The 16,666-nt window shown below is 53.1% G+C and carries 11 protein-coding genes, 1 pseudogene and 2 CRISPR repeat arrays (1 of these 14 running past the window's edge); of the genes and pseudogenes, 8 read left to right on the forward strand and 4 right to left on the reverse strand.

Annotated features, from left to right (window positions below; translation table 11 throughout):
* Positions 1-2,664: direct repeats of the CRISPR family, unit length 30 nt; unit sequence GTTGATAGCCTGCCTTAGAGGGATCGAAAC (it extends 3,231 nt beyond the left edge of the window).
* 61 nt (positions 2,665-2,725) lie between these two features.
* A protein-coding gene (locus tag JI721_RS06430; protein WP_274455578.1) for an IS3 family transposase occupies positions 2,726-3,993 on the reverse strand; the annotation gives its coding sequence in 2 pieces (ribosomal slippage) (positions 2,726-3,672 and positions 3,672-3,993; 1,269 coding nt in all).
* Between the two features lie 472 nt (positions 3,994-4,465).
* Here JI721_RS06430 and JI721_RS06435 point away from each other — a divergent pair.
* Positions 4,466-5,704, forward strand: coding sequence for an IS110 family RNA-guided transposase (locus JI721_RS06435; protein WP_274457229.1), 1,239 nt, complete (start codon positions 4,466-4,468; stop codon positions 5,702-5,704).
* 249 nt (positions 5,705-5,953) lie between these two features.
* A CRISPR array of direct repeats spans positions 5,954-6,979; the repeat unit is 30 nt; unit sequence GTTGATAGCCTGCCTTAGAGGGATCGAAAC.
* Between the two features lie 287 nt (positions 6,980-7,266).
* Here the strand turns inward: JI721_RS06435 and JI721_RS06440 are convergent.
* On the reverse strand, positions 7,267-7,518 hold the full coding sequence (locus JI721_RS06440) for a hypothetical protein (RefSeq protein WP_274457230.1): 252 nt from the start codon (positions 7,516-7,518) through the stop codon (positions 7,267-7,269).
* A gap of 473 nt (positions 7,519-7,991) precedes the next feature.
* Between JI721_RS06440 and JI721_RS06445 the strand changes: the two genes are divergently transcribed.
* Positions 7,992-9,008 (forward strand): LacI family DNA-binding transcriptional regulator, encoded by a 1,017-nt coding sequence (locus JI721_RS06445; RefSeq protein WP_274457231.1) that lies wholly within the window; start codon positions 7,992-7,994, stop codon positions 9,006-9,008.
* A 98-nt stretch (positions 9,009-9,106) separates the two neighbouring features.
* Here the strand turns inward: JI721_RS06445 and JI721_RS06450 are convergent, their stop codons facing one another.
* A complete protein-coding gene (locus JI721_RS06450) occupies positions 9,107-10,438 on the reverse strand; it encodes an MFS transporter (RefSeq protein WP_274457232.1) in 1,332 nt (443 codons plus the stop codon).
* A 105-nt stretch (positions 10,439-10,543) separates the two neighbouring features.
* A complete protein-coding gene (locus JI721_RS06455; RefSeq protein ID WP_274457233.1) occupies positions 10,544-11,701 on the reverse strand; it encodes a mandelate racemase/muconate lactonizing enzyme family protein in 1,158 nt (385 codons plus the stop codon).
* A gap of 1,046 nt (positions 11,702-12,747) precedes the next feature.
* On the opposite strand from JI721_RS06455, the gene JI721_RS06460 reads away from it, so the two are divergent.
* The 6 genes and pseudogenes from JI721_RS06460 (at position 12,748) to JI721_RS06480 (ending at position 16,641) form a co-directional block, all read left to right on the forward strand.
* Positions 12,748-13,146 (forward strand): (deoxy)nucleoside triphosphate pyrophosphohydrolase, encoded by a 399-nt coding sequence (locus JI721_RS06460; RefSeq protein WP_274457234.1) that lies wholly within the window; start codon positions 12,748-12,750, stop codon positions 13,144-13,146.
* Between the two features lie 337 nt (positions 13,147-13,483).
* A pseudogene (locus JI721_RS17225) lies at positions 13,484-13,702 on the forward strand (hypothetical protein); the annotation flags it as partial.
* 51 nt (positions 13,703-13,753) lie between these two features.
* The gene (locus JI721_RS06465; protein ID WP_274454936.1) at positions 13,754-14,134 is read left to right on the forward strand and encodes a hypothetical protein; all 381 of its coding nucleotides are present in this window, start codon (positions 13,754-13,756) and stop codon (positions 14,132-14,134) included.
* A 92-nt stretch (positions 14,135-14,226) separates the two neighbouring features.
* Entirely contained in the window at positions 14,227-15,612 is a 1,386-nt protein-coding gene (locus JI721_RS06470; RefSeq protein ID WP_274454937.1) for a DDE-type integrase/transposase/recombinase, read from the forward strand.
* The gene (locus tag JI721_RS06475) at positions 15,602-16,402 is read left to right on the forward strand and encodes an ExeA family protein (RefSeq protein WP_274454938.1); all 801 of its coding nucleotides are present in this window, start codon (positions 15,602-15,604) and stop codon (positions 16,400-16,402) included. The genes JI721_RS06470 and JI721_RS06475 overlap by 11 nt, the downstream gene beginning before the upstream one ends.
* On the forward strand, positions 16,399-16,641 hold the full coding sequence (locus JI721_RS06480) for a DUF5348 domain-containing protein (RefSeq protein WP_274454939.1): 243 nt from the start codon (positions 16,399-16,401) through the stop codon (positions 16,639-16,641). The genes JI721_RS06475 and JI721_RS06480 overlap by 4 nt, the downstream gene beginning before the upstream one ends.
* The last annotated feature ends 25 nt before the right edge of the window (positions 16,642-16,666 follow it).

Here is a 16,666-nt window from a genome sequence, read left to right on the forward strand (position 1 = left end):
CGTCCTACATCAACACCGGCACCCTCAACGCTGCGTTGATAGCCTGCCTTAGAGGGATCGAAACACGCCTTCCGGCCGCCGATCCCCTCAGGCAGGACAGTTGATAGCCTGCCTTAGAGGGATCGAAACTGCCACCGCCGCATGCACATCATGGCGATGACGTACGTTGATAGCCTGCCTTAGAGGGATCGAAACCAGATCTCCCGCTGCAGTCCCCACGGCGGCCGCCCGTTGATAGCCTGCCTTAGAGGGATCGAAACATCGTCAACGCTGTTGTATGGGAAGCACTGTACTTCGTTGATAGCCTGCCTTAGAGGGATCGAAACCATTCATCCGTTCGGCAAAGCTGTCGACGTTGACCAGTTGATAGCCTGCCTTAGAGGGATCGAAACCGGCGCACCGCTGCCTAATCCAGAGCCGACGTTATCGTTGATAGCCTGCCTTAGAGGGATCGAAACAGGGATCGGAGGTGTCGAAATGAAGCCTATCGCATCGGTTGATAGCCTGCCTTAGAGGGATCGAAACGCGTCATGAACCAATCCTTTACGGCTGGAAGCCTGGGTTGATAGCCTGCCTTAGAGGGATCGAAACCAGTTCAGTTGCTGCAACGATGGGCGGAAGCGACTGATAGGTTGATAGCCTGCCTTAGAGGGATCGAAACCTCGGCGCGGCGACATTTGGCGGCTGGGTCGTCATTGTTGATAGCCTGCCTTAGAGGGATCGAAACATGTCGGCAAACACCACGTATGGCTCGCCATTTGTAGTTGATAGCCTGCCTTAGAGGGATCGAAACTCGTGGTCATGGATGCGGAGCGCGGGCATGTGGTTGCCGTTGATAGCCTGCCTTAGAGGGATCGAAACTCCGGCTTCGCCGCGGTTCGCGCTGACGCCCACCACGTTGATAGCCTGCCTTAGAGGGATCGAAACCCGCAGTTCGCGCAAAGGTATACGCGCTCGACCGAACGTTGATAGCCTGCCTTAGAGGGATCGAAACTCAGAAATACCGTCCTCGCATGAACTTTGGTGTCGACGTTGATAGCCTGCCTTAGAGGGATCGAAACTCGAAGGCCACTGCATCTTCAAATTCGGCAGGCGAGTTGATAGCCTGCCTTAGAGGGATCGAAACCTCCGCTACGCTCACGCGATCCCCTCCTTCTGCCGCAACGTTGATAGCCTGCCTTAGAGGGATCGAAACGGTCTGAGGTGGAGAGATGTCGATTGGGCAGATGAGTCGTTGATAGCCTGCCTTAGAGGGATCGAAACAGGGCCGCAGGATGGGCGTGCTGCGGCCCTAATCCTCCGTTGATAGCCTGCCTTAGAGGGATCGAAACCGAGGACTTCGGCCATCCGGATGGATGGCCCTGATACGTTGATAGCCTGCCTTAGAGGGATCGAAACGTGTCAAGCCTGACCCTGGCATCATCGTGTATAACTCGTTGATAGCCTGCCTTAGAGGGATCGAAACACAGGAATCTTCGCTTCTTGGCACTCAAAGCCGTCTCAGTTGATAGCCTGCCTTAGAGGGATCGAAACAGAATAACAAAATCGTCGTCCTTCAGAACACGTCCAACGTTGATAGCCTGCCTTAGAGGGATCGAAACTATGTTTGTCCATGACTATATATTCTCCATACGGTCGTTGATAGCCTGCCTTAGAGGGATCGAAACATAGTCATCGCTCGCATCGTCAGAGGAAATAGCAACGTTGATAGCCTGCCTTAGAGGGATCGAAACCGGAGTTGCGGCGTGCCGGTCTCATTGGCACTCCAAGTTGATAGCCTGCCTTAGAGGGATCGAAACCTCATTCGTGACCAGTTCGGCGCACGTTTCGCGTTCAGTTGATAGCCTGCCTTAGAGGGATCGAAACACGAGTGCGAATGCGAGGAGGATGAAGGATGACCTACGTTGATAGCCTGCCTTAGAGGGATCGAAACCGCTCACAGGCTCGCATGATGCGGTTAAACGCTTCATAGTTGATAGCCTGCCTTAGAGGGATCGAAACGAAAATAAAACGAAAAATGTGCGCCCCGTAGGCCCGTTGATAGCCTGCCTTAGAGGGATCGAAACTCGGATACGTCGTTCCAGCGAAACTCCTGCAGACCCGTTGATAGCCTGCCTTAGAGGGATCGAAACATCTTCCAGCAGAAGATGTTGGCGGCGAGGAAGAGCTGGTTGATAGCCTGCCTTAGAGGGATCGAAACCAGAAAGGCCCTCACGCTTGTGGGGGCCTCACCAAAGGTTGATAGCCTGCCTTAGAGGGATCGAAACACTCCAGAAGAGATCGAACGACAGGCTTCACAATCGGTTGATAGCCTGCCTTAGAGGGATCGAAACACAAGTGCCAACTTTCCTATCGGAAACGGTAGCCTCGTTGATAGCCTGCCTTAGAGGGATCGAAACTCTCTGATGTCGTCCGGAGTCAGTCGAGCGAACCTTGTTGATAGCCTGCCTTAGAGGGATCGAAACTTGAGCAAGCTCGACTACTTTGAACACGCGGTGTCGGTTGATAGCCTGCCTTAGAGGGATCGAAACCTTGACATCGCCAGATAATATAATTCGCACGCCCGGTGTTGATAGCCTGCCTTAGAGGGATCGAAACTAGATCGTACGGCCTATCCAAAAGGAATGGCGTTACGTTGATAGCCTGCCTTAGAGGGATCGAAACCGCAAGTCGGTGCGGATTGACACCCTTAGTCTGGACATAGCTCCCGTTTTCTAGCGTTATCTTAGACTTTCACATTTGACTTGGGCATGATACCTGTTTCAACATGTGCCTTGTGGAACTCGGATGGTGATAGAAAATTCAGACTCGAATGCATCCGACGCCCATTGTAATACTCCATGAACTCGACTACCGCTTGGTATGCCTGTGCATAACTCGCAAACTCGTGCCTGGACAGACAGTCATCTTCCAGGATCCTATGGAAAGATTCGATATGTGCGTTCATATTCGGCGTCCTTGGCGGAATTCTTTCGTGCTCCACCTCCAGTTGCTCACATGTCGATTCAAAGACCATGCTGACAAACTGTGGACCGTTGTCGGACCGGATTGTGGGTAACTGCTGAGTTCCGCCAAATAGGCGCCTTTTCCACAGAGCCCGTTTTAACGTATCCACAGCATCTGTCGCTTCACACCGCAGTCCGATGTGATAATCCACAATCTCCCTGTCGAACACGTCGATGTAAGAGAGCACGAAGAAGAACCGGTCCTCACCGTGGACGTATCCATACTTGATATCCACCTCCCAAAGTTGGTTAGGTTCTGTGACTTCACGATTTCTGGCGAGCTTTCGTGGATGCTTCGACTTGATCTTCCGTTGGGGCTTTAGAACCCCGAGTTCCTTACACAGGCGATATACCTTCTTCCTGTTGATAACCAGGTTGTGCTCCCGCCTTAGCCAGTGCGTCAACTTCAGATACCCGTATCCAAAACCATCCCCCTCAATGGCGTTCATAAGCCATTCCTTAACCTGCTCGTCGCTTATCTTTTGCCCATTCTTCGTATAGGTGTATTGGGTCGCAGGACGCCCTCCGGAAGACGTTTTCGGCTTCGGTTCGTGTGTCTGTTGATAATAATAAGTGGACCGAGAGACCCCCACGATGCGCAGCACGATGGTGACTGGATACCCGGCTGTGATCCACTTGTGCGCAATCGCTACTTTATCCGCAAGTGAGGGTTGGCTTTTTTTAACAGGTCACGGAGGATGGAAATTTCAAGGGCCTGTTCGCCCATTGTCTTTTTCATCCGCTCATTTTCTGCAATCAATTGCTGCTGTTCTGCTTGCAGAGCCTGCAGTTCCTCAGCAGTTGCATGTGTAACCTTACCCCTGGTCTTGGGGCTCGACATTGCGCTGCCATTCACCTGCTTAATCCAGCGGCGAACCATATTCGCATTCAGGTCATGCTTCCTGGCCACCAAAGACACGTTTCCCGTTTCAGAGCACTCACGAACGATTTGCTGCTTAAACTGCACTGAAAAATTCCGTCGTTCCATATTTCATCCTCCTCGTATAGTGTGTTTAGAGTCCTCTGATTGAAGAATTTCCAGCTAAATAATTGGAGCAGTTGGAGGGTGTAGCCGAACCCGCACCACAGCCCGAAGGGCGAGGAGCGGAAGTCGGGGTCCCCGAGACAATACGGTTCCTTGAAAACTTAATCAAATCATCAACTTGGGGTCTTGGACTCTTCGTGATGTTCCCGGACAATGACCTTAGGGTCATTTGGGGAAATTCGTCTTCCTCCTGTAGCTCGACTACGTAAGCAGTCTGTTTCCCCAGCACTCGCTTGGACTTCGAACCCGTTGGCTGTTCCCTTTGGCAACCCATGCTCGAATGTGGCAGCTTTCGAGGCGGCTCATGGACCGAAGGAAGTTCCGATATGCGAGGGTGATGGGTCTGCGAGCGCGCTGGGGGCGTCCCGAAGAGTCCAATTTCCCTGAATCCCCAATCAGAAGGGAGGGATAACCCTTGAAGTTATTTGTCGGTATCGACGTGAGTTCTGCAGATTTAAAGGTCTGTGCCATGAACATTGATGGTGACACACTGGATGCCTTTACGGTCCCGAATAACTACGATGGCGCTACCTATCTTCGGGACAAGCTTCTGTCTCTAGCGGATAAGGAGACACCCAAGGAAATTCACATCGGGCTTGAATCCACATCCGTGTACAGTTGGCATCCCGCCATGTTCTTGCACGAAGATAGCTCGTTGCAAGAACGCGGCACCAAGGTGTTTACCATTAATCCCAAGCTCATCAGCAAGTTCAGAGAAGCCTACTCGGACCTGGACAAGACCGATTACGTGGATGCCTGGATCATCGCTGACCGGCTTCGGTTCGGGCGGCTGCCGATGACTGTGGTGTTACAAGAACAGTACATTGCCTTACAGCGTCTTACACGCATGCGATTTCATCTTGTGCACAATCTGACGCGTGAAAAGCAGTACTTCCTGCAACACCTGTTCTTCAAATGCAGCGCCTTCACCAGCGAAGTCGAAAGCGATGTCTTCGGCCACGCCATCACGGAATTGCTGCTGGAGCAGTATAGCCTCGACGAGATTGGATCCATGGAACTGGCGGATCTCGCGGATCACCTGAAAGAGAAAGGCAGGAACCGTTTCCCGGACCCAGAGAAGGTCGCCAAGTGCATTCAGAAGGCCGCCCGTTCCTCATACCGCCTCTCCAAGTGTGTAGAGGATACGATCGACATCCTGCTCGCGACGTCCATCGAGTCTATACGTGCCATCAAGCAGCAGATCAAACAGATTGACGAAGCCATCGTATGGCTGCTGGACGGTATTCCCAACACGCTCGAGACCATTCCCGGCATTGGCCGCGTCTACTGCGCCGGCATTCTAGCCGAAATCGGTGACATTTCCCGATTTAAGGACCAAGCCGCTGTCGCGAAGTATGCAGGTCTCACGTGGCAAAAACACCAGTCCGGCAAATTTGAAGCCGAAGATACCAAGCGAATCAAATCGGGTAACCGGTTCCTCCGCTATTACCTTGTTGAAGCCGCCAACTCGGTAAAACGATATGAGCCGGAATTCCGGGATTACTACCAGAAGAAATTCGCTGAGGTACCCAAGCACCAACACAAAAGAGCCCTCGTCTTCACCGCAAGAAAGCTCGTGCGCCTGGTCGATGCGCTGCTACGTAACGACCAAATTTACACGCCAAGAAGGAAGGTGAATACAACTAGCCGATAACCCACCACCTTAACAGCATTCGGTAATCTTTCCAGTTTGAGAATTCCAGCCAAACTGGGTTTCTTTGATGCTGTCTCTTTCCCTGACTCAAGGCAATTTCACTCCAACTCAATTTCCAATTTTCAAGGCTCAGGGACTTGACATATTACCGCTGGACTGCTGTTCCAGTATGCTATCCAGCAGGGAGTCTGTCCAATCCGATTTCGGGGCTTAAGAGGGTGGTGGTCGTGATCTGGACATTGCCTCTGAGTTGATAGCCTGCCTTAGAGGGATCGAAACTCATCTGCAAGGCCATCGGCGGTGATGTATGGCAAACGTTGATAGCCTGCCTTAGAGGGATCGAAACAACCGCCGGAAGAAACAGACATCGAACTCCTGCAAAAGGTTGATAGCCTGCCTTAGAGGGATCGAAACTTACGCGAGGATATGGGACCAAGTTTGCGGGCCTACGTTGATAGCCTGCCTTAGAGGGATCGAAACTCCACCTCTATGACTGCAGGCATCACACATACCTCCGTTGATAGCCTGCCTTAGAGGGATCGAAACTCAGCACCCCATCAGTGCCCGTGGAGGGCGTGACTGGGTTGATAGCCTGCCTTAGAGGGATCGAAACTGTCGCTTTCTCTGTCAGGAACGCCAGCCATTTGTGTTGATAGCCTGCCTTAGAGGGATCGAAACCAAGGGCCCTTGGCGTGTCGAAACCGGCCGCAATCGGGTTGATAGCCTGCCTTAGAGGGATCGAAACTGACCGAACTCAAAGAATGCGCCTACTGCCATAAGGTTGATAGCCTGCCTTAGAGGGATCGAAACAGTTCCGCCAGAATCATTTCACTCGGCGCGACAAGTTCGTTGATAGCCTGCCTTAGAGGGATCGAAACTACCTGGGATGTGCATGATGCGAAGAACCCGGATGGGTTGATAGCCTGCCTTAGAGGGATCGAAACTCTCCTGACGACTTCGGCTTACCCATGACGAACTCAGTTGATAGCCTGCCTTAGAGGGATCGAAACCAGTACATCACTTTCACCGAGCCAGACTGGCGCAAGTTGATAGCCTGCCTTAGAGGGATCGAAACTCCGGTCCTCCTTCGAATTCTGGGCCTCCAGCTGTGAGTTGATAGCCTGCCTTAGAGGGATCGAAACGCCCTGTGGCTACGTTCCTGCGCTCTTGCCCGTCTGTGTTGATAGCCTGCCTTAGAGGGATCGAAACCTCTGCGGCGTTCATGTAGTTTTTCACGGTGCATCCGTTGATAGCCTGCCTTAGAGGGATCGAAACTTGGGCATAAGAAAAGCGCCAGCCAACATGGCCGACGCTTCCGGCAAGCGAGTCGTTATTTGCGGTCTAACGCATCCCAAATTCGATCCGCGCGTTTTTTGTGGGGTTGATCCCTCGGCTCATACAAGACTCCATTGTCGCCTTTGTACGGCTTCCTGTGGTCAACTTCCCAATATCGGATTTCCTCCGGGATGCCGGCGGGATAGGCGTCGCACGTCCACACCCAATTTCCTTTGCTTCCATGCCAATGGGTGCATCCGAGACATGGCGGACCCATTCTCAGCACGTCACGTCCACTCCTTCGCGCGCTCCACGATCTGCGCCTTGATGTCGGGCGGAGCCATGCTGATGGGTCGATATTGGCCGTTCATGTACAACCGCCCCGGTGTTATCGACTCTAGAAGGAATTGCATTGCACGGACAGCGGGATGCTGAACGTCCTTCCCACCGCGCACCTGCACCCATTCGTACAGCCGGAACGCTTCGGCGAACGCCTCCGACTCGTTTGCCGTCGCGTATCCGCTGACCGGATTCCCCATGATGTCTCTCTTGAGGATCTGGTCTAGGGTTTTTCCGACAAGACCGAACCCGCGCGGAGTCACATACGGTTCAAAGGCCATCTTTTTCTCGGCTAGGGATTCGAACCAATATTAAACCTGATGCCCGAATTCATGCGTAAAGATGGACGCCGGATCCTTCGTTTCCTTCGCGAAGAATCCGTCCTCGATGTCTTGCCGGATGTTCTCGCGTAGATTGTCCGCAGAACGGAAGTTCGGACGACTCAGGTAGATCTGTCCGTTGCCGCCCGACCATGCGTAAATGCCCTCATTTTTTGATAAACACATGACTATGTGTGACTACAACGGATCTCCGTTTCGATTGATTTGAGCCTCTTGTTAGACAGTGCCATCGTCCGCATGTCTATGGACAGCTACTTTCTGGTAAACTATTTGGGAAGAGCTGTTTGAAGTGGGTGACCAGGTTGTCCAAGGAAGATGAGAAGTTCCATCGCATGCCGACTATTAAGGACGTTGCGCAGCTTGCAGGCGTCGGCACGACCACCGTTTCACGTGTTATTAACCAGAGTGGTCCAGTGCACGAAGACACGAAGCGTCGCGTGCTCGAAGCGATGAAGGCGCTCGACTTCAGACCACACGAGATCGCTCGTGGTCTGCGAACGAATCGGCTGCCCACCGTCGGGATGATTGTCAGTGATATTTCTAACCCGTTGTTCGCAGAGATTGTTCAGGCTGCGCATCGGGTGTTGATGGACAAAGGCTATCACTTAGAGCTTGGCATCACGAACGGCAATTCTACGGAGGAAACACAGCTGTTTCAGTCGTTCGTTCGTCAGGGAATCAGCGGCATCATCGCGTCCCTGATTGACGATACAAGGGCTAGCATTTCCTCGTTTCTACGAAAACTGCCAGTTCCAGTCGTTCTGCTCGACCGTCAGACGGCGTCTCCAGAGACTAACGTGGTCACGAACGACCATGCCCGAGGCAGCGTGGAGGCGGTTGACCACCTTGTGAAGCTGGGGCACAGGGACATTGCCCTCATCCTCGGTTCGGCGAAAACATTCCCTGGTCGCATGCGGAAGCATGCCATTCTAACGCGGCTGGCGGACCATGGGCTCGCGGTGCGCGATGAATACCTGCACGAGGTAGAGCTCGGTGCTGCTCAGGGTCATCAAGCGATGTCGCAGCTCCTCTCGCTGTCTAACCGTCCTTCTGCCGTGATCATCGGCAGCAATCAGGCGTTTGTCGGGGCGCTCATGGCTATTCGATCTGCCAACATCGCGTACCCGGAAGATATCTCTATCATTTCCTACGATGACGTGCCACTGACGCAGTTGCTTGCGCCACCGATTACGATCGTCAACCGTAACTTGCAGGATTTTGGTACGGAGGCGGCCAACCTCTTGATGGAGCTGATACGCGCTCGATCTATGGGAGCGCGCCAGACCATCCTCCCCACCTGGTTGGAGATCCGGGGGTCTTGTGGGCCGCCCTCACCCGCCAGACGCTAGAAACCCATCCACCCTCCGGACTGGGAAGATGGATGGGATCCAACATCACCGCCTCACCCTTTTACCATCACATCGCGCCCCGCCATCTGCCTTTTCAATTACACCGAAACGACATCTCCGTCAGTGGTTGCTCCCGCGCGTCTACACTGACTATTCGAAATTTGGTCGAGCTCGAGCTTGGAGTTCTCTGGTCCAATGATGCCTGCAACCACGGTCAACATGGAGAAAACCACAATCAGCAGTGAGATGGCCCACGTATGCCCGCGTGTCCAAATGAGCACTGCGCTGGCGAACACGGGAACCAGCCCGCCGAAGATGGAGGGCCACTCTCTGCCCACCGCGAAGCCAGTATAGCGGATCCGCGAGTCGAATAGTTCACAGTACCAGGATGCCTGTACCGCAACGATGGCACCGCGGAAAATACCGGACGCGAAAATGACTGAGAGCCCGATAATAAGCGGGTCTCGCGTGTTGAGCAGCCAGAATAGGGGAAAGCCGAAAAGTGCAGACAGCAGGGCCCCGCCAATCAATAGTGGCCGCCTGCCAATCTTGTCTGATAGCGCTCCGAACGCCGGGATGGCGATGAGTTGTACGAATCCCATGACCGTGAGTGTCGTCAGCATCACTGATTCCGGCAGATGCAGCTGCGTAGTCACGTACGCGGTCAGGAAGGTTTGAAACAGATACGTGAAGGAGTTGTCCTGCGTTGCCACCATCCAGGCAAGAATGATGTGCTTTGGTGATGTGCGGAACGCTGTCCGAACGGGATTGCGGACTAGTCGGTGGTGTTCAGCTGCCTCGGCAAACACCGGTGTCTCCTCAAGGCGCAGCCGGATGATGAGCCCAAAGACTACGACCACTGCACTCAACAGAAAGGGCATTCGCCAGCCCCACGACATGAATGCTGCGTTTGGCAAGGTCCGAAAGAGTCCGTAGATACCAGATGAGATCATCAACCCGATGGATACGCCGACATAGGATAGCGAGGACATGAAGCCGCGGTTCGACACCTTCGAGTTCTCTGCCATCAGGATAACCGCACCAGCGTACTCTGATCCGGAACCAATCCCTTGAACAATCCGTAAGGCGACCAACAATATTGGCGCCCAGTAGCCAATCGACCGGTACGTCGGCATCAGACCAATCAGTGTGGTTGCAGAGCCCATGATGACAATGGTCAGCGTAAGCACTCTCTTGCGGCCGATTTTGTCTCCCAGGGCACCAAAGATTACACCGCCAATTGGCCGTACAAGAAAGCCAATTGCGAAGGTTGCAAGAGACAGCAGAGTCCCTATGACACCTCCAAGTTTTGGAAAGAACAGCGTGTTAAACACAAGTGCGGACGCCGTGCCATACACCACGTAGTCGTACCATTCCAGGATGCTTCCGACGACGCTCGCAGACAGTACGCGCAGCAGCTTTCCGTTCACCACCATCACTCCTTCCTGTGAACGCTTTCACGGACGGCGGAAGACGAGGCGGGCAGTCACCCCGCCATCCCACAGCAACGTTGTATCAGTTCCTTTCAGTCAGCATCAGAGAGCGGATGTCGTCTCCACGTGTGACACAGAGTATTTGTCGATGTACTTGTCGTCGTACTCCCACCCGTATCCAGGTGCCTCACCGACCGATATGCGGCCGTCCTGAATCTCTGGACGATTCGTAATGATGTTCCACCAAATCGGATCGCGCTCCGGAACGAAAGTGTCTACGAATGTCCCGTGCGGAATGGAGCTGAGCAGGTGAGCCGAGATTTGTGCCTCTTCGTGATGTGCCATCTGTACCCCATAGGCGGTTGCAATGGCTGCGACCCGCCGCCATTCGGTTGGGCCGCCGGACCAGGACCCGTCGAAATTGCAAAAGTCGATGGCACCGTGCTCCATTAAGTCCCGACAACCCGCGGCCGACAACTCGCTTTGGCCCGCGCATACTCGCGCACCCGACTTGTAGCGGACATCCCGCATGTATCGGTGGTCGTTCGCCCAATTGCACGGTTCCTCGAAGTAGTACAGGTCGTACTCCTCGACCAGTTTCGCAAATTTAGTGGCTTCGTCCACGTCCCAGCCTTGGTTCGCGTCCGCGATCAGAATAAAGTCAGGCCCGGCTGCCTTACGGGCTTCAATGAAACGAGCTGCGTCTTCCTCCGGGCTCTTTCCGCCAACTTTGAACTTCATCCCGCGGTAACCCATGTCGTAAATGCGTGTCAGTTCCTCCTCGATGCTCACGCCAGTTCCGTAGTAGCCCCCCGTGCAAATGATGGGGCGGGTGTTCGTGTAGCCGCCCCACAATCGCCACAAAGGCTGCCCAGCGACTTTGCCGAATATGTCCCACAGGGCCTCGTCGATGCATGCCTGTGCGACCAGTCCCAGCCGTCTGTCTCGCAGGATATTGAAGGTGACGGGGCGGGTGAGCTCCCAGATTCGCTCGATTGCAAGGGCGTCTTCACCGATTAGTTTCGGGGCGATCTCGTCGTGAATGATTTTCTGGATTTCGGCATTTCCGTCGTCCTCGTCGCCTGTGTAAATCTCGCCGACAACACCCTGATCTGTGTAGATTCGCGTGAAAATGGTGGCACGGTGAGTCATGTGATAGTAACTTCCCTTGTAATCCGTCTCGAGAGGTACACGCAGCACATCTGTCTCAATCCTAGTAATCTTCACCGGTCCAGGGTTAGTGGAATCGATTCCATTCATGAATAAATCGCCTCCGTTTATTCGTTGATGATAAAAAGTATTTTTTTGTGGAAACGTTTCCTCATGGAAAGGATATCGGCAGTGTGAAGATTTGTCAATGATTTTGCAGAAGTTCATGAAAAAAGAATGCTTAGATATTTTGACTTAATATCTGGCAATGGCTAAGAGAGAAAACAGGACTTCATCAAGTTCTAACGAATCAACCGCTGAAAGACGCTCAAAAGGCAGATGTATGGAAGAGATGGATTCGAGCTTCTTCGAGCACGGGTCCTTTACCACGGTTAACACCTATCACCCGACAGCTGCGAAATTTGTCGTTCGTGACCACGGAACTGCCACATTGATCACCAAGACTGCGAAAGAACCAAATGTAACCCGGCGTTGACAATGAACAAGTGTTGCCTTAAACTGCTCAAAATTATACATTTGAGAAATTAGGATACCTTAAGTCAGGCGGATTCTTTGAGTGCAGCCTTCACCTTCGTACTCTTTCGCCTCGAACGCACTTCTCAAGGCGAAGGCGAAATACGTAACCTTGAACAACACAGCTCTCGTTCGAAAAAAGATTGGTTATTATCACCATAATTCCGCAAGTCAAAAGTACAGAGTAAAACAGAGTAAACCGCAGCGCAAAATTGCCGAGCTGGCTTGCCACTTATGCGGCGGAAAATGTTAAGGTTGCAATAGGCGGTGTAATTTCTGTGGCTTGATGTTCACCAGAAGGTCATCGAGTGCAAAAGGGACCAAAAAAGAGCGAAAATGAGACTGTGTGTAACGTACGTGTGACGCTGCGTGAGCGTGTGTGTTCGTAAAGAACGCTTCCTAACCCGCGTCTTGCGGGGGCGAGCCTCTCCGGATGCGCCGAACATGTTCTTGCGTGAGGGGTTTCCATTGTCGAGGCGTAGGACTCAATAATGGGAAACCCTTTTTGCTGACTTGCCCGGTTTCAACGCCGTGCGTAGGCAGCGTTGATCTGCGTTGACGGAGATGGTCACCACGTGTCCGGCCCTCTTGTCAGTGCACGGGGTGACCGAAGGAGGGTAACGATGAAAAGTATCAGGGTTGTCGCCGCGATCATCGTAAATGACAAACAGGAAGTCCTTTGTGCGCTGCGCTCTCAATCCATGTCTCTCCCTGGGTTATGGGAGTTTCCTGGCGGAAAAATCGAGGTAGAGGAAACGCCACAGGAAGCCCTTATACGCGAAATCACTGAAGAGTTAGGTTGTAACATAGAAGTTGCAGATCTCGTGACTGAAGTAACACATGAATATCCAAACATCATTGTTAATTTGTCGACTTACTACGCAAGAATTATCCACGGAAAACCCATAGCCAAGGAGCATGAGAAGCTGGCTTGGATGCCGCTCAAGCAACTTAGGTCGTTGGCTTGGGCTCCGGCGGATGTCCCAACGGTTGAGATTCTAACACGGGGCCTTAGCGAATAAAGTCAATGTACAAATCGTCCGGAATTGGTTGATGAAGTCGCCAAGTGATATTCATGGGCTGATCTCCGTGGCTGGACACGTAATCCACTTCTCCGAGATAAGTAAATGGGAGTGTCTCTCCGTGTGTTCATGCTCGGATTATTTGACGTCATTGTCGGTGGATTTTCTTTGATACGCTGTCGGGGACTTTGGCAGGATATTGTCGAGAAATGCAGAAACGCCCTCTGTGCCCAGTAGGCCCAGGTGGCGTTCCCATCTGCGCAGGGTAACGTAAGTGTACTCGGTTGGTGGCCAGTTACTTTCGTTCCCTAATTCGAGGCCGAATGGCTCTCGCTGTATGCCTAGCGTATCCATAGAATGCAAATCTGTCAATCCGGTAAGCCCGGAAGAATACGCCCTCGCTGTACAGAAGCTGCTACCGCGCGACGTGCCTTGTATTTACTGTTCACATTCGTATACGTACGTCCACGGATACTACCGTCGTCGTCCATTCGATTTAGGCGAGATGCGCCATGATTTCCTACAACAACGGCGGCAGTGCCCAAGTTGCAAACGGACATTTGCAATCCTGCCATCCTTTGTCGCACCTTTCCAGCGGTATACAATCATGGTCCAGGATCTTCTTGTGAGCCTTTTGGCAGGTACACTGACGGTAGACGCTGCCCTAGCCAAATTGGCCGAATGCGGCGTCTGCTTATCCGAGTCATGTGCCCGCAACTGGTTTACTCGGATTCAGGGGCAGGTGACCAAAGTCATCGCCTTGGTCTCCCGGATTGTCCAGTTTCATCGGCCAGATGTACCACTGCCTCCATTACGCCACAACGTCAGAGACTCGGTATTGTGCACCTATTATGACCGGCTTGTGCTGCTTGACGTGGCTGGCGGCAGTGACTTCTGGAATCTCAGGCGTGAAGTCGTCTGCCTGTTTGCCCCATCGTTGTCGGTGAAGCGGGTGTCGTATGGCCTCTCCCCAGCCCTTCCACCGTAACAACGCTGCTTATCCCACAGAAAACCATCTTCCGAGCGGATGGGACCCGCCCCCAGAATGAGGCTATCTCGTATGGGAAGGAGAAGCTGGACATGCAAGATGATTCGCGACGCCAAATCGCTCTGTTCCGCTATGGTCTTATTGCCCCGATATTGCGGCAAACCGAGAGTGGTGCTCAAAAAGCGATGCTGGAGGAACTGGCTAGTCAGGAACATGAGATGCCAAACGGAGAGAAAAGAAGATTCTCGGAACGCACGCTAGAGCGATATTTGGCAGGCTACCGAAAGGAAGGGGTAGATGGGCTGCTTCCCCAACTTCGGGCAGACGACCGCCGACCGCGGGTGTTGCCCCCTCATGTGATTGAACGAGCTGTGGCCTTGCGTAAGGAACAACCCTTGCGCACAGTGGAGCAACTCATTGTGATGCTGGAGACTGAAGGACTCGTTCCAGAAGGATTTATTCGGCGCAGCACACTGTCCGCGCATTTGCGCAGAGCCAAGGTGGAGCGTACAAAGGCAGTGCGCAAGCAACGTACCTGGCAGCGGTATACCGCCAATGAAGTTCACGAAATTTGGCAATGTGACGTCTGTGATTCCTTGCGCGTCCCAGACCCCAACTCTGGGGGCCAGATGCGGGTAGCCAGATTGGTTGCTGTACTTGACGATAAGAGTCGTTATATCTGCTACGCCGCGTTTTATTTTCGAGAGAATCTGCCGGTGCTTGAGGATGCGTTGAAAAAAGCGATTACTACGCATGGAACGCCGAAAATCTTCTACTGCGACAATGCAAAGATTTACCAGTCAAAACAGTTGAGCGAGGTGGCTGCCAGACTCGGGTTTGAGATTCGTCACTCCCGGCCATTTCTCCCCCAAGGGCGCGGGAAATTGGAACGATACTTCGGCTACGTAGAGCGCTCTTTCCGCCCGGAAGCCGAGTTGTGTGTGAAGAACAGTACCATCCAGAATCTCGACGACCTCAATCGCTACTTCCGTGCCTGGCTGGAGAAAATGTATCACCAGAGAACCCACAGCACGTTGAAAAAACGGCCTGCAGCCGTACTGACCACGCACGGTCCGTTGCGGTTGGTGGACCCGCATGTGCTCGAAGACGCATTTCAATGGACCTACAAGGCAAAGGTGGACAAGACAGCCTGCATTTCAGTGCAGGGAAACACGTACGAGGTTGAGTCCATCCTCGTTGGGCGAACCGTGACGTTGCGCTACAACCCCTTCGACCTCACTCGTATTCAGGTATGGCTGGAGGGCAAGCACTACGCGAATGCCGTCCCGCTGAAGATGCGCCGACACACAGACAAACGTGTAACGCAAGCCGATTCCCCACCTTCAGAGCTACCAACCGAACCAGGGATTTCCTTTCTCGAAACGATTACCGCAGCCCACGAAAAGCAGAGGCAACAGTCGCTTGGGCGAACCTCGTTTGCTCGTGCCCTGAAAGATGGTGAATCTCATGATGACTGAGTTCTTTGGCTTCGCTCAGGAGCCTTTTGACCGTGACATCCCGGTCGAACGCTTGGTGGCGTTTCACGGTCACAGCGAGCTCTCTGCAAGGCTCATCTACGCGACGGAACACCGCCACATGGCACTTGTAACCGGGGACACCGGGACCGGGAAGACAACGGCCGTACGCGCTGTGATGAAGCGAATGGATGAGAGCCAATACAAGTTCATGTATATCGCCAACGCCGGACTTACGCCCAAAACACTATACCGCGTGATTCTCGAGCGTCTGCAGATCCAGCCCAGGTTTCGACAGGTAGATAACCAGGCGCTCGTTCACCAGGTGCTCGAAGAAAGCTACCAAAAAGGCCAACAAGTCGTGATTATCGTCGATGAAGCACATGAACTCGACCCGCAGATGCTGGCCGAATTTCGGTTCCTCAACAATTTTCGGGCTGATTCATTCTCGCCGATTTCCCTCTGGCTGGTGGGACAAACAGAATTGCGGGAGAAGATGAAACTCCGAATCCTGACTTCACTATCCGGGAGAATCCAAATTCGCTACCACATGGGGACGTTGACCGAGGCTGAAGTGCAGGACTATGTCTCGAAGCAGCTGGCGAGCGTGGGTCAGGAGAGAACGATTTTCTCAGCTGATGCCGTGAAGTTGATTGCGAGAACCAGCCAAGGTAATCCCCGGTTGATTAACACACTGTGTCGTGGCGCGCTGATCGACGCTGCAACGTTGGGACACAGCGTCGTTGATAACAGTCATGTGGAGCGGGCATGGATGGAGGTGAGCGGCTCATGACGGGAAATCTACGATTCAGTTCACTGCGGGACCGATGGTACTTTGCAGATGAACAAGATGAACATGACTTGCATTGCGGAGACCCGATTGAAATCGAGATCGGCGACAGATATTACTACGCGAGAATAGAGTGGTGTGCTGAGGGATGGTACGCGATCTTCCACGAAGACGACCAGCGCAGTGACGCATTCGTGCTGATGCGCAACCGAACTTACACTGCGAGGTGGATATACTTCTAGACGAGCACGTTGGCAGGAGGGTCGC

The organism is Alicyclobacillus cycloheptanicus, assembly GCF_028751525.1.
In the GTDB taxonomy this organism is placed as follows: Bacteria; Bacillota; Bacilli; order Alicyclobacillales; family Alicyclobacillaceae; genus Alicyclobacillus_L; species Alicyclobacillus_L cycloheptanicus.